This window comes from Streptomyces sp. NBC_00425, assembly GCF_036030735.1.
Lineage (GTDB): Bacteria > Actinomycetota > Actinomycetes > Streptomycetales > Streptomycetaceae > Streptomyces.
In genome coordinates this window covers 2,679,681-2,693,548 of record NZ_CP107928.1, presented here as the reverse complement: position 1 = coordinate 2,693,548, position 13,868 = coordinate 2,679,681, and the positions used below count along the sequence as shown (strand labels likewise).

Here is a 13,868-nt window from a genome sequence, read left to right as displayed (position 1 = left end):
GCCGCCCGGCGCCGCTCCCGTCGCCGGTCCCCATGCCGTCCCCTCGCCGGTCCCGAGCCGTCCCGGGCCGGCCGGGAGCGGCCTACGTCGGCCGCTGCAGCACCGTCATGCTCCGGTCGGGCAGCGTCAGCCGGGCGCCCGCCTGCACCTTCGCGCCCGCTCCCTCGGCCACGGACGCCGGGTCCGCCGTGTCCACGACCACCTGCCACTGCCGTCCGTGGTCGACCGGCACCACGAACTCCAGTGTCTTGGCGGTGGCGTTGAACATCAGCAGGAAGGAGTCGTCGGTGATCCGTTCGCCGCGCGGACCCGGCTCGGAGATCGCGTTGCCGTTGAGGAACACCGACAGCGCGGACGCCTGCGCCCGGTCCCAGTCCCGCTGCGCCATCTCCGTCCCGCCGGGCGTGAACCAGGCGATGTCCGACAGCTCGTCACGGGTGCCCTCCACCGGCCGGCCGTGGAAGAAGCGGCGCCGCCGGAAGACGGGATGCTCCCTGCGCAGCCGGACCAACGCGCGCGTGAAGTCCAGCAGCTCGCTGCCGTCCTGCGGCCACTCGACCCAGGCCAGCTCGCTGTCCTGGCAGTAGGCGTTGTTGTTGCCCTTCTGGGTGCGCCCGAACTCGTCCCCGTGGCTGAGCATCGGCACGCCCTGGGAGAGCATCAGCGTGGCGACGAAGTTGCGCATCTGCCGGGCTCGCAGCGCCAGCACCCCGGGGTCGTCGGTGTCGCCCTCCACGCCGCAGTTCCAGGACCGGTTGTGGCTCTCGCCGTCCCGGTTGTCCTCCCCGTTGGCCTCGTTGTGCTTGTCGTTGTAGGAGACCAGGTCGTGCAGGGTGAACCCGTCGTGGCAGGTCACGAAGTTGATGGAGGCCAGCGGGCGCCGTCCGTCGTCCTGGTAGAGATCGGACGAGCCGGTCAGCCGCGAGGCGAACTCGCCCACCGCGCGCGCCTCGCCCCGCCACACGTCCCGCACGGTGTCGCGGTACTTGCCGTTCCACTCGGTCCACAGCGGCGGGAAGTTCCCCACCTGGTAGCCGCCCTCGCCCACGTCCCACGGCTCCGCGATCAGCTTCACCTGGGACACCACCGGGTCCTGCTGGACCAGGTCGAAGAACGACGACAGCCGGTCCACCTCGTGGAACTGGCGTGCCAGGGTCGCCGCGAGGTCGAAGCGGAACCCGTCGACATGCATCTCCAGGACCCAGTACCGCAACGAGTCCATGATCATCTGCAGCACGTGCGGAGACCGCATGAGCAGCGAGTTCCCGGTGCCGGTGGTGTCCATGTAGTACCGGGGGTCGTCCGCCAGCCGGTAGTAGGACGGGTTGTCGATGCCCCGGAAGGACAGCGTCGGGCCCAGGTGGTTGCCCTCGGCGGTGTGGTTGTAGACCACGTCGAGGATGACCTCGATGCCCGCCTCGTGCAGCGCCCGCACCGCCGACTTGAACTCCAGCACCTGCTGGCCGCGGTCGCCCCAGGAGGCGTACGCGTTGTGCGGGGCGAAGAAGCCGATCGTGTTGTAGCCCCAGTAGTTGTTCAGCCCCATGTCGACGAGCCGGTGGTCGTTGACGAACTGGTGCACCGGCATCAGCTCCAGGGCCGTCACCCCGAGCTCCGTCAGGTGCTCGAGGACCGCCGGGTGGGCCAGCGCCGCATAGGTGCCGCGCAGCTCCTCCGGCAGCCCGGGGTGGCGCATCGTCAGGCCCTTGACGTGGGCCTCGTAGATCACCGTCTGGTGGTAGTCGGTGCGCGGCCTGCGGTCGTCGCCCCAGTCGAAGTACGGGTTGACCACCACCGACGTCATCGTGTGCGGCGCGGAGTCGAGGTCGTTGCGCCGCTCGGGCGCGCCGAAGTGGTAGCCGTACACCTCCTCGCCCCACCGGATCGCGCCGGCGACCGCCTTCGCGTAGGGGTCGAGCAGCAGCTTCGCCGAGTTGCAGCGCTGCCCGCGACCGGGGTCGTAGGGGCCGTGCACCCGGAAGCCGTACCGCTGCCCCGGCATGATGCCCGGCACGTACGCGTGCCGGACGAACGCGTCGCTCTCCCGTAGTTCCACCGCCGTCTCCGAGCCGTCGTCGTGCAGCAGACACAGCTCTACTCGGTCCGCGGCCTCCGTGAAGACCGCGAAGTTCGTGCCGGCGCCGTCGTACGTGGCACCGAGGGGATACGCCTCTCCAGGCCAGACCTGCATGGATACGACTCTTTCAGGTGTGCCGCCGCGGCGGGGTCGCCTTGCCGCCCGAGTCTCCCGGAATCTGAGGGAACCACCCGTGACTTACGCCCCTCTTACCCAATGACCGGTGCATGCGGAGACAAACGAACACCGCATGCCGAACCAGTGGGGCAGACGTACTCCCGGGCAACAGGGGGAGTAGGGGGAGATTGTGCGCACGACGGTGCGCCGCCACCTCGGCAAGGTGGTGGCGGGAACGGCCATAGCGGTGGCCGCGACAGCCGTGATGGTCGGGATCACCCTCCCGGGCACGGCGGGGGCGGACGACACGGGGGGCGGCAAGAACGCACAGAGCGCCGGGCAGGCGGCCGACGGACGGCAGGGGGACACGGCGGCGGTGCGGCCCGGCGTCGTCGAGGAGGCGCCCGCCGAGGGCGCGAAGGGCACCGGGCGCGACCCGCTGACCGACGACGAGATCGCGCGCGTCGAGAAGATCGCCCTCAACCAGCAGCCGCTCACCGCCGCGAAGGACGTGGACGGCGACCGCGGCCCCCAGCGCCTCGGCGTGGACCTCGCCGACCCCGAGGCCGCCGAGGTGGACGACCCCGACGCCCCCCGGCGCGCGGAGGTGTCGTTCTACGACTACGGAACCGACACGCTCGTCACCAAGACCGTCAACCTCGCCACCGGCAAGGTCGAGGCCACCGGCTCCCAGCACGGCGTCCAGCCGCCGCTCGGCACCGCCGAGCAGAACGAGGCGGCCGCCCTGCTGATCGCCGACCCGCTGGGCGCCGGCCTCAAGGCCGACTTCAAGGACGCCACCGGCAAGGCCCTCACCTCCCCCGACCAGCTGCAGCTCGCCGGCATGGTGTACCGGGCGACGCCGGGCGCGGGCCCGGCCGCCCTCGCCAAGTGCGGCGAACACCGCTGCGTACGGCTGCTGTCGAAGGTCAAGAACGGACCGTGGATCGACACCCGCAGCCTGGTGATCGACCTCAGCGCCCGCAAGGTGGCCCGCATCACCGGCTGAGCCGGCCCCGCACCGTCCCGAACCGACGCGTGGGCCTTTGCCGGTCCACGCCCTCCCGTCCGTCCGTTCGTCGCCCCGCCTGCCTCCTGCAGAGGGATGCAAAGGAGTCACGTCGTCATGCGCGTTCCGTTTCTGAAGCGCGGCCCACGGTCGCAGGGCGCCGCCCGCACCGGCGCGGCCGTCGGCCTCTGTGTGGCGACGCTCGCCGCCGGCGCGGTCGCCGGCGCCGGCCCGGCCGCCGCCCGGCCGAAGGCCGCCCCCGCGGCCGCCGCCGACTGCAGCGCCGCCTACCGCATCGAACAGAAGCTCTCCACCGGCACCACCTGGCGCATGTGCTGGCGCTTCGAGGCCAAGTCCGGGCTCGTCCTCGAGAAGGTCTCCTACCAGCCGCCCGGCGAGGCCAAGCCGATCCGCGTCCTCAACAGCGCCAAGATCGCCCAGATCCATGTGCCCTACGACGACGGCAAGAACGAGTACAACGACATCACCGACTACAACTTCGGCTCGGGCCTGGTCAACATGACCCCCGCCGAGTGCCCCGGCGGCACCATCCGCACGGTGAAGGTCCCCGACTCGTTCACCGGGAGCCCCAACGTCAAGGGCCTGTGCACGACGACCCGTTCGCGCGGCCACGCCTACCGCATGCAGGCCGACAACAACAAGGTCTTCCAGGCCCAGGGCAAGGACCTGCTCATCTACACCGTCAACAAGGTGGGCTGGTACGAGTACATCACCGAGTGGCGCTTCTCCGACGACGGCGCGATCAACATGAACGTCGGCGCCACGGGCAGCCTCTCGCCCTTCGACTACGACGCCGGCGACGGCCGCGGCTGGCCCCTGGGCAAGGGTGCCAAGGCTTACGCCACCAGCCACAACCACAACGTGTTCTGGCGGCTCGACTTCGGTCTCGACGGCTCCTCGACCGGCAAGGTGGAACAGTACGACTCGGTGGTCAGTCCGCCCGCCGGCGCACAGCAGGGCCCCACCACCAAGACCACCCGCACCGCCGTCACCAAGGAACTCGCGGGCGACGCGGCGAACCTGCGCTGGTGGCGGGTGGTCAGCGCGACCGGCAAGAACAAGGACGGCCACGCCCGCTCCTACGAGTTCGTCCCCGGCGCCACCTCCAAGTACTCGGGACGCCCGTTCACCCGGCACGACGTCTACTTCACGCAGTACAACAAGTGCGAGCAGTACGCCAGCAACAACGTGCGCGACTGCGGCAGCCCGCTGCACGGGTACTCGGTCGACAAGTGGGTGAACGGCCAGGCCCTCACCCACCCCGTGGCCTGGGTGAACGTGGGCTTCCACCATGTCGCCCGCGACGAGGACCAGCAGCCCATGCCGGTCCACTGGCAGGGCTTCTCGCTCGCCCCGAGGGACGTCACCGCCATGAATCCGCTCACTCCCTCCGCCCTCGCGGGACAGAACGGACAGCCGAACAACGGTAGTTGAGAAACGACCTGTCCATCCGGCTGCACCGCCCGCCGCTCGCGGAGTACCCTTCCTTGATCGTTGGGACGGGGAGTGCTCGGGGGAGCGGAAGGCGGTGCGCGGGTGGGCTCGGGAGGGCTGGAGCTGCCCCCTGGTGACGAGGGTCACGAGGGGGGCTCCGCAGACGTCCCGCCCGGCACGGTGTCCCTGGCCCGGCCGATGGAGACGAACGCCATCGGACCGGAGCTGGACTGGGACACCGAAGCCTGGCGGGAGGTGCGCACCCGAGCCCAGCGGGCCGGGCGGGCCTACATCTGGCTGAACCTCGTCGAGCAGCGGCTGCGCGCCGTCGTGGCCGCCGTGCTGCGCCCCATCTACGAACCCGTCCACGGCGACGAGTGGGTGGTCGCCGCGGCCGGTCCCGCCGGCCAGGAATGGGTGCAGCGCGCCGTCGCGGTACGCGAGGTCAGCCGCCGCAAGGGCTACTTGCTCGACCCGGCCGACGACAACGTGATCTCCTTCCTCACCCTGCCCCAGCTGCGCGAGCTGATGGTGCAGCACTGGCCCTGCTTCGAGCCGTACTTCGACGACCGCCGCGACGTCGAACTCGCCCTGGACGAGCTGGAGGTGACCCGTAACGTCGTCTCCCGCAACCGGGCGCTCTCCGAAGCCGTCCTGAACCAGGCCGAACGGGCCTCCGCGCGCCTGCTGGAGATGCTCGGCACCAGCGGCGACGTGCCCTCCGCGCGCCGGCTGCCCGTCGACGCCGTCGAGGACCTGGTCGGCGACCGGTACGCGGACGTGGTCGCCGTCCACTCCGACCGGGTGCGGCTGCTTCGCCAGTTCCCCGCCGAGGACATCTTCGACGGCTCCCGCCGGATCGACGCCATCGGCATCGGCCTCAACCTGCTCGTGCAGAACTTCTCCGGCCGCCGCCTGGTCCGCCTCGCCGAGGGCGGCGCCCGCATCCGGCTGCTCTTCCTCAATCCCGCCTCCAGCTCCGTCAAGCGCCGCGAACGCGAACTCGGGATGAGACGGGGCGAGTTGAGCCGGTCCGTGGAGATGAACATCCTGCACATGCGCCGCGTCCGGTCCCGGCTGCGCGATCCCGGCGCCTTCCAGATCCAGGTGTACGACGAGACGCCCCGCTTCACCGCCTACCTCGTCGACGGCGACGGCGCCGACGGCATCGCGGTGATCCAGTCCTATCTGCGGCGTATGCGCGGCATGGAGGCGCCGGTGCTGGTGCTGAGGGGCGGCAGCCGGGTGGTCAAGCCGGGCGAGGTGGACGAAGCCGGACTCTTCCCGGCATATCGCGAGGAGTTCGAGCTGGCCTGGGCGGACTCGCGGCCGGTGTCCTGAAACGTCCGGTTCTGCTTCCGGTAAGCGCAGTGCGCTCCTCTGATTGTCAGTGGGGCGTGGGAAGGTGGGGACCACTGGGGGAAGCACCACCGAGAAGGGGGGCCGACATGGCCTGGCACCAGGAGCTGCTGATCGGCTTCGACCTGGAGACCACCGGGACGGACCCGCGTGAGGCGCGCATCGTCACGGCAGCCGTGATCGAGGTCAGGGACGGGCAGGTCCTGGGGCATCGCGAGTGGCTGGCGGACCCGGGCGTCGAGATCCCGGCGGACGCGGTGGCGGTGCACGGGATCAGCAACGAGCGGGCGGCCGCCGACGGCGCTCCGGCCGACCGGGTCGCGGACGCGATAGCCGACGTCCTCGTGGGCTACTGGCGCACCGGGGTCCCGGTCGTCGCCTACAACGCCGCCTTCGACCTCACGCTGCTGTCGGCCGAACTGCGCCGCCACGGGCTGCCCTCGCTGCGCGAACGCCTCGGCGGCCTCGACCCCGCGCCGGTGGTCGACCCGTACACCATCGACCGCTCGGTCGACCGCTACCGGCGCGGCAAGCGCAACCTCGAAGCGGTCTGCGCCGAGTACGGCGTCCGCCTCGACTCCGCGCACGACGCCTCCGCCGACGCCCTCGCCGCCGCCCGGCTGGCCGGGGCGATAGCGGCCCGCCACCCCAAGGTCGCGGGCCTCGGCCCGGCGGAGCTGCACCGCCGTCAGATCGAGTGGTACGCCGAGTGGGCGGCGGACTTCCAGGGTTTCCTGCGCCGCAAGGGCGACGCGGAAGCCGTGGTGGACGGGTCCTGGCCGGTACGGGAGCCGGCCGACAGCCCCAGCGTGTGAGGCGGGGCCGGGCGGGGCCGGTCAGGCCGCGGCCCTCGCCTGGCGTCGGCGCCCCCGGTAGGCCCGGGCGCCCGGTGGCACCGGCGAGGGGAGTATCCCCGGCGGGGCCTCGTTCCCGGTGGTGCTGCCGTCCTCAGAACGGGTACCAGCGCACCGCCTCGTCCCCGTCGCGCAGTGACGCCACCCGGCGCCGGAACTCCGCCGCGGCCGCGGGGTTCGCCGGCGCGTGCTGGGCGACCCAGGCGCAGCTCGCGGTCTCGCGCGCGCCCCGCAGCACCGCACAGCCCTCCCACTCCCGCACGTCCCACCCGTAGGCCTCGGTGAACGCGTCGTAGGCCTCGGAGGGCAGACCGTACCGGTCGCGGGAGAGCGCCATGACGACGAGGTCGTGCTCGCGCAGATCGGCGGAGAAGGTCTCCAGGTCGACCAGGACCGGACCGTCGGGGCCGATGTGCACATTGCGCGCCAGCGCGTCGCCGTGGATCGGGCCGGGCCGCAGCCGCGGGGTGAGAGCGGAGGCGGCCTCGGCGAAGCCGTCGCGCCGCGCGCGCAGAAAGGCCGCGTCCGCCGGGTCGATCGCGTCGCCCGCGAGCCGCAGCCAGCGTTCGACTCCCGACAGCAGATCCCGCGGCGGCAGGGCGAAGGCGGGGGCGGGCAGGGCGTGCACCAGACGCAGCAGTGCGGCCAGGTCGCCCGGCCCGGCCGGCCGCACCGGGTCCGGCAGCCGGTGCCACACCGTCACCGGATGCCCCTCGACCAGCAGGGGTTTCGGCTCGGCCGCCCGCACCGCGGGCACGCCCGCCTCGGCCAGCCAGGCCGCGACGTCGAGCTCGCGCCGGGCCCGGTCGAGGAGCTCGGCGTCCCGGCCGACCTTCACCGCCAGGCAGCCGGCGGCGAACACCGCGTTCTCCCCCAGGGCGAGCAGCCGCGCGTCCTCCGCCGGTCCGGGCAGCACACCCGCCGCGGCCAGTACCTCCCGCGCCCGCGCCTCGTCCATCGTCCGCCTCCCTTTTGTTGCCCGCCCGGCCCGCCGACTGCCTGATCCGGCCGTCCGACGGTCAGCGCCGCATTCGTGCAGTGTCGCATTCGGGCAGCCGGCGGTGCTGCGGCAGGCGGACCTGTTCGTCACCCACGCGGGCGCCGGCGGCAGCCAGGAGGGTCTGGACACGGCCGCGCCGATGATCGCCGTACCGCAGGCCGTGGACCGGTTCGGCACCGCGGACGTCCTCCAGGGGCTCGGCGTGGCCCGGCGGATCGACGGGGCGGACGCCACGGCCGAGACCCTGTGCGAGGCCGCCCTCGCACTCGTCGACGATCTTGGGGTGGCCCGCCGGCTCGAGGAAGTCCAGGCGGAGATGGCGGCGGAAGGCGGCACACCGCGGGCGGCGGACCTCGTCGAGGCGTAACTCGACAGGACACGCCGCTGAACCAGGCACGAGGAAGGGCCCGTCGACTCCCTCGGAAGTCAACGGGCCCTCAGGGCTCACGCCCTGCGGGGACGCCGCAGGGCGTCGGTCAGACCCCCACCGGCCGGCCCTCGTCGTCCCGCGCCACCGGCGCGACCGCCTCCGGCGACTCGTCGTGCGTCATGTCCGGCAGCCAGTGCAGCCACTTCGGCAGATACCAGTTGCGCTCGCCGAGCAGCGCCATCACGGCAGGCAGCAGCACACCGCGGATGATCGTCGCGTCGATCAGGACCGCCGCCGCGAGGCCCACGCCCATCTGCTTCATCGACTGCATGGACAGCGTGCCGAAGATCGCGAACACGGCGACCATGATGACGGCGGCGCTGGTGACCACGCCCGCCGTGGTGACCACGCCGTGCTCGATGGCCTCGTTCGTCGTGCGCCCCCGCAGCCGCGCCTCGCGGATCCGGGAGACGACGAACACGTGGTAGTCCATCGACAGACCGAACAGGATCACGAACAGGAACAGCGGCAGCCAGGTGATGATCGCGCCGACGCCCTCCGCGCCCACCAACGACGCACCCCAGCCGTGCTGGAACACCGCGACGAGGATGCCGTAGGCCGCGCCCACCGACAGCAGGTTGAGCACGATCGAGGTGATCGCGACCGTCAGCGAGCGGAACGACAGCAGCATAAGCAGGAAGGCGAAGACGACGACGAACGCGAAGACCGGGGTGACCGCTCCGGCCAGCTGGTCGTTGAAGTCCTGCGAACCGGCCACCTGTCCGGTGATGGGCGCCTGGACGCCGTCCACCTTGCCGAGCGTGGCGGGACGCACCTCGTCGCGCAGCTTCGTCAGGCTCGCACCCGCCTTGTCCAGGTCGGAGCCGCCGACCAGCGGCACGTACACGTACGCGATGTTCTGCGCGTCGTGCAGCTTGATCTCGACCGGCCCCCGGGAGGCGCCCGAACTCACGGCCTGCTCCTTGAACGCCTGCAGCGCGCCCTTGACGTCGGCGGAGTTGATGTCGTCCGCCTTGACGATCACCTCGGCCGGCTCGGAGCCGCCCGGGAAGGCGTCGTTGACCCGGTTGTACGTCTGCACGATGGGCAGCGAGTCGCCGAACTCCTGGTCCAGGGTGAGGTTCTGGGTCTTCATGCCGACCGCCGGAGCGGCGATCGCGAGCAGCGCGCCGGCCGCGACGACCAGCGAGACGCCGGGCTTGGCGAGGACGACCTTCAGCACCGCGCTCCAGAACCGGCTGCCCTCCGCGGCACGACCGCCCTTGCCGTTCCTGCGGCGCTTGTCGGGGTGCAGGAACGGGATCCGGCCCTTCTCCACCCGATGGCCGAGCAGCGAGAGCAGCGCCGGCAGCACGGTCACCGAACCGACCATGGCGACCGCGACCACCATCAGAGAGGCCAGACCCATCGCCTCGAACGTGGCGAGCCCCGTGAACAGCATGCCCGCCATCGCCACGCACACGGTGACACCGGAGACGATCACGGCACGGCCGCTGGTCGCCGCGGCGATCCTGAGAGCGGTTTCCGGATCACGTCCCGCGGCCCGCTCCTCGCGCTCCCGACGGAGGTAGAACAGGCAGTAGTCGACGCCCACGGCCAGCCCGACCAGCAGCATCACCGAACTCGCGGTGTCGTCCATCGGCTGGAAGTGGCTGACGATGCTCATCAGGCCCATCGTCGCCATGATCGCGGTGACCGCGAGGGCCACCGGCAGCAGCGCCGCCACCAGCGCGCCGAAGGCGATCAGCAGGATGCCCAGCGCCACCGGCACCGCGGAGTACTCGGCCTGCTGGAAGTCGTCGCCGAACGCGTCGTCGAACGTCTTCATCATGCTGGCGCCGCCGATCTCCTCGATCCGCAGCGAGGAGTGCTCCTTCTGCACGCCCGCGACGGCGTCGAGAACCGGCTCGACCCGCTCGCCCGCGGTGTCGGAGTCGCCGCGCATGTCGAACTGCACCAGCGCGCTGCGGCCGTCCTTGGAGATCGTCTGGGTGTCGTAGGGCGAGGTCACGTCGGTGGCCGCACCGGTCTTGCCGACGGCGGCGACGACCGCGGTGACGGCGGCCTTGAACTCCGGGTCGGTGGCCTTGAGCGAGCCGCTCTTCGCCTGGATGAGCACGGTCTCGCTGGCCGGCTCCTCGATCCCGGCGTCCTCGATGATCTTGGCGGCGGTGTGGGTCTCGCCCCCGAGCTGGTCGCTCTCCTTCACCTCGACCGTGCCGGCCGCCGAGCCGATCCCCATGGCCAGGACGACGAACAGCACCCAGATGCCCACAGCGGCCCATCGATGCCGGGCGCTCCAGCCGCCGGCCCGCGCGGCGAAGCCCCGCACCCTTGTATCTCCGTTCCCCATGACGGGCCTGCCCTCTTGAGATGCGGTGGAAGCCCCCTGCCGCCACCTTCCGATTCGAAGGTATGGCCTGGATAAACCCCTCTCGTCGTGCTGCCCGGTGAAGTGCCGGGCACGCGAGTCCTCCCCTCGGACCGCGGCGTCTCACCGCTGAGTAGGACAGTGACCCCTTACACCTATCGGTCTGTCTCGGGGACGGCGATCAGGGTGCGGTCGCCGGTGAAGACCGCAATCGTCGTTTCGAAAGTTTGCTCAACACGTCACAGGCCTGTGGAGAAGTCCGTCAGAGGTTGCCCCGCCGGCCATCGATCGGCAAGAGTTTCGCCCGGCCCCTCGTCCGGGCCGCGACCGCCGTGCCCACCCCCACGGGGCACGGCGGCCGCATAGGCTGAGCGGATGACGACGACGTACGCGGCCCTGCTGCGCGGCATCAACGTGGGCGGCAACCGGAAGCTCCCCATGGCCGACCTGCGCGCCCTGCTCGAGGAGCTCGGCCACGGCGACGTGCGCACCTACCTCCAGAGCGGCCAGGCCGTCTTCTCCAGCACCCGCGGGGACGAGGAGAGCCTCGCCGCGGAGCTCACGACCGCGATCGAGAAGCGCTTCGGCTTCGCCGTGGACGTGCTCGTGCGCGCCCACGCCTATCTGCGGGCCGTCGCCGACGCCTGCCCCTTCCCGGCCGCCGAACTGGAGGCCAAGCAGCTCCACGCCACCTACTTCTCCGGGCCCGTCGACGAGGAGCGCTTCGCCGGCATCGACCGCGCCGCCCACCTTCCCGAGGAATTCCGGCTCGGCGACCGCGTTTTGTACCTGTACACCCCCGTCGGCCTCGGCCGCTCCAGACTCGCCGAGCAGCTCGCGAGGCCCCGCGTGAACAAGGGGCTGATCGCCACCACCCGCAACTGGAACACCGTCCTCAAGCTGGTGGAGATGACACGGCCCTGACCCGGGGGACGGGCGGCAGCCGTGACGCGGGGCCGACGGCGGTCGTGCTCGGACACCGACGGCCGTCGTGACGGGGCACCGACGACTGCCGTGACCGGGCATCGACAGCGGCCGTGGACCGGGCGCGTCAGGGACGGCGGGGGCTCCGCCTTCGTGGCGGCAGGGGCGCACTCGGCCCGCGCGGCCCGCATCCGGCTCGCGCGCGGCTCGCACCCGGCGTGGGCCGGGTCGCCGGTACGGCGGGGACACCGGGCGGTACGGCGTGGACACCGGGCAGCCGGCCGGGTCAGGACGATCGTGGCCGTGCCGTGGCCCTCGGGGTGGCAGTGGCCGTGGCCGTGGCTGGCGTCGTCGGGGGTGGCTACAGGCGTCTGTGGGTGTGCCGCTCGCCGGACCCTGCACCAACAGGCCCCGCACCATCAGGGCTTTCACCATCAGGCCCCTGACCAGCGGGAGTCGGCACACTCCCGTCGGCGAATCCCGCCCGCGCACCTGGACGGCTGTGCGAGGCTCGACCCATGCGCTACGTCATCATCGGGGCAGGGGCGGTCGGGGGCACGATCGCCGGAAGGCTGGCGGAGGCCGGGCAGCAGGTCGTGCTGGTGGCGCGCGGCCCGCACCGGGCGGCGCTCGCGGAGCAAGGACTGCGGCTGCGCGTCCCGGAGGGCCTGCTGACGTTCCGGCTGCCCGTGGTCGAGAGCCCGGCCGACCTCGGCACACTGCGCGCCGACGACGTCCTCGTCCTCGCCGTCAAGACCCAGGACGCCGAGTCCGCCCTGCGGACATGGGGCCCGGCCCCGGTCGAGGGCGGCGCCACCGCGGCCGAGCGACTGCCGCTGTTCTGCGCGCAGAACGGCGTGGAGAGCCCGCGACTGGCACTGCGCCGCTTCCGGCACGTCTACGGCGTGTGCGTCTGGCTGCCGTCCACCCATGTCGACCCCGGCGTCGTCGCCGCCGCGGGCAGCCCGCTCACCGGCATCCTGCACCTCGGCCGCCATCCGCACGGCGTCGACGACACCGTCCGCCGTGTCGCCGCCGACCTGGAGAAGGCGTGCTTCGAGGCGCCCGTCGTACCGGACGTCTCCCGCTGGCAGTACGCCAAACTCCTGTCGAACCTCGCCAACGCCCTGGAAGCGGTGAGCGGGCCGGTCGGCGACCCCCGTGCCGATGCGCTGTACGCGCGCGTGCGGGCCGAGGGCGAGAGCGTGCTGCGCGCCGCCGGCATCCCCTATGCGAGCACCGACGAGGAGCGGGCCGTACGCAGCGACAAGATCACCCTGGTCCCGCTCGACGGCGCCCCACGGGGCGGCGGCTCCTCCTGGCAGTCCCTCAGCCGCGGCACCGGGACCATCGAGGCCGACCACCTCAACGGCGAGATCGTGCTCCTCGGCCGCCTGCACGGCGTGCCCACCCCGCTGAACGAGTTGCTGCAACGGCTTGCGAACGAGTTCGCCCGGGAGCGGCGGGCGCCCGGTTCCCTGCCGCTGCCGGACCTGCTCGCGCTGGTCGACACAGCTGTCGCGTTTCTTCAAGATTCCCAGGGACCCCGCTCCGTAGCGTGAGCGGCATGAAGCACGACGAGACCCACCGGTACCTGTCCGAATGCGCCGCCGAGGCGTCCCGCGTCGCCCGAGGCGTGCCCGCGGAACGGCTGAACGACCCCACGCACTGCCCCGGCTGGACCCTGCGCGCCCTGGTCGACCACTGGGTCCTGTACACCTCCCACGGCCTGGAGCACCGTGCCCTGCGCAAGCCGCTGCCCGACGACCTGACCGGCCGCGACTTCACCGCCGACCCGCACTGGGCGACGGCGTACGCCGAGCAGCTCGACCGGGCCGTCGCCGCGTGGGCGCACCCGGCCGTGTGGGAGGGGGAGATCGACCTCGGGACGGCCGCGATGCCCGCCGCCGAGGTGGCCTCGCTGATCGTCAAGGAGACGGCGGTGCACGGGTGGGACGTGGCGGTCGCCACCGGCCAGGAGTTCCGGCTCTCCGACGACGCGGCCCGGTTCGTCCTCGACGTCGTCGAACGGCACGGCGACCTCTACCGCCGCTACGACGGCTTCGCGCAGGCGGTGCCGGTGGCGCAGGACGCGCCGGTGTTCGAACGGGCGCTCGCGGCGAGCGGCCGCGACCCGCGCCAGGGCACCGTCCGAACGCAAGGCTGACGGCCGGTCCGTCCCGTGGCGTGTGTGGCGGGGGCCTCGCCGAGCGCCAGGGGCCACACGCCCGCCGGCCCATGCAGCCGCCCGTCCGCCGGCTCGGACCGCCGCTTGCCCGTCGGCTGTGGCCGCGGCCCGTCAGCCGCGGCT

10 protein-coding genes and 1 pseudogene are annotated in these 13,868 nt (G+C 72.2%); 8 read left to right on the top strand and 3 right to left on the bottom strand.

The window, feature by feature from the left end; genetic code table 11:
• Positions 1–82: 82 nt before the first annotated feature.
• The gene (gene glgX, locus OHS82_RS11235) at positions 83–2,191 is read right to left on the bottom strand and encodes a glycogen debranching protein GlgX (RefSeq protein ID WP_057575870.1); all 2,109 of its coding nucleotides are present in this window, start codon (positions 2,189–2,191) and stop codon (positions 83–85) included.
• A gap of 193 nt (positions 2,192–2,384) precedes the next feature.
• On the opposite strand from glgX, the gene OHS82_RS11230 reads away from it, so the two are divergent.
• From OHS82_RS11230 to OHS82_RS11215, 4 genes are all read left to right on the top strand, one after another.
• Positions 2,385–3,203: a Tat pathway signal sequence domain protein gene (locus tag OHS82_RS11230; protein WP_328433799.1), complete on the top strand. Its 819-nt coding sequence runs from the start codon at positions 2,385–2,387 to the stop codon at positions 3,201–3,203.
• Positions 3,204–3,320: 117 nt separating this feature from the next.
• On the top strand, positions 3,321–4,658 hold the full coding sequence (locus OHS82_RS11225; protein ID WP_057575874.1) for a copper amine oxidase: 1,338 nt from the start codon (positions 3,321–3,323) through the stop codon (positions 4,656–4,658).
• 102 nt (positions 4,659–4,760) lie between these two features.
• Positions 4,761–5,999 (top strand): SAV2148 family HEPN domain-containing protein, encoded by a 1,239-nt coding sequence (locus tag OHS82_RS11220; protein ID WP_328433798.1) that lies wholly within the window; start codon positions 4,761–4,763, stop codon positions 5,997–5,999.
• Between the two features lie 107 nt (positions 6,000–6,106).
• Positions 6,107–6,832 carry a 3'-5' exonuclease gene (locus tag OHS82_RS11215; RefSeq protein WP_057575878.1) on the top strand — a complete coding sequence of 242 codons (726 nt, stop codon included), beginning with the start codon at positions 6,107–6,109 and terminating at the stop codon, positions 6,830–6,832.
• 133 nt (positions 6,833–6,965) lie between these two features.
• Here OHS82_RS11215 and OHS82_RS11210 read toward each other — a convergent pair whose 3' ends face one another.
• Positions 6,966–7,829: a phosphotransferase enzyme family protein gene (locus tag OHS82_RS11210; protein WP_057575880.1), complete on the bottom strand. Its 864-nt coding sequence runs from the start codon at positions 7,827–7,829 to the stop codon at positions 6,966–6,968.
• Between the two features lie 100 nt (positions 7,830–7,929).
• Here OHS82_RS11210 and OHS82_RS11205 point away from each other — a divergent pair.
• Positions 7,930–8,238 (top strand): annotated as a pseudogene (locus OHS82_RS11205) (glycosyltransferase); the annotation flags it as partial.
• Between the two features lie 109 nt (positions 8,239–8,347).
• Here OHS82_RS11205 and OHS82_RS11200 read toward each other — a convergent pair.
• Positions 8,348–10,615 (bottom strand): MMPL family transporter, encoded by a 2,268-nt coding sequence (locus OHS82_RS11200; RefSeq protein ID WP_057575884.1) that lies wholly within the window; start codon positions 10,613–10,615, stop codon positions 8,348–8,350.
• Positions 10,616–11,008: 393 nt separating this feature from the next.
• Between OHS82_RS11200 and OHS82_RS11195 the strand changes: the two genes are divergently transcribed.
• The 3 genes from OHS82_RS11195 (at position 11,009) to OHS82_RS11185 (ending at position 13,724) form a co-directional block, all read left to right on the top strand.
• The gene (locus tag OHS82_RS11195) at positions 11,009–11,557 is read left to right on the top strand and encodes a DUF1697 domain-containing protein (protein WP_328433797.1); all 549 of its coding nucleotides are present in this window, start codon (positions 11,009–11,011) and stop codon (positions 11,555–11,557) included.
• Positions 11,558–12,075: 518 nt separating this feature from the next.
• Positions 12,076–13,119, top strand: coding sequence for a ketopantoate reductase family protein (locus OHS82_RS11190; RefSeq protein ID WP_328433796.1), 1,044 nt, complete (start codon positions 12,076–12,078; stop codon positions 13,117–13,119).
• 5 nt (positions 13,120–13,124) lie between these two features.
• On the top strand, positions 13,125–13,724 hold the full coding sequence (locus tag OHS82_RS11185) for a TIGR03086 family metal-binding protein (RefSeq protein WP_328433795.1): 600 nt from the start codon (positions 13,125–13,127) through the stop codon (positions 13,722–13,724).
• Positions 13,725–13,868 lie beyond the last annotated feature (144 nt).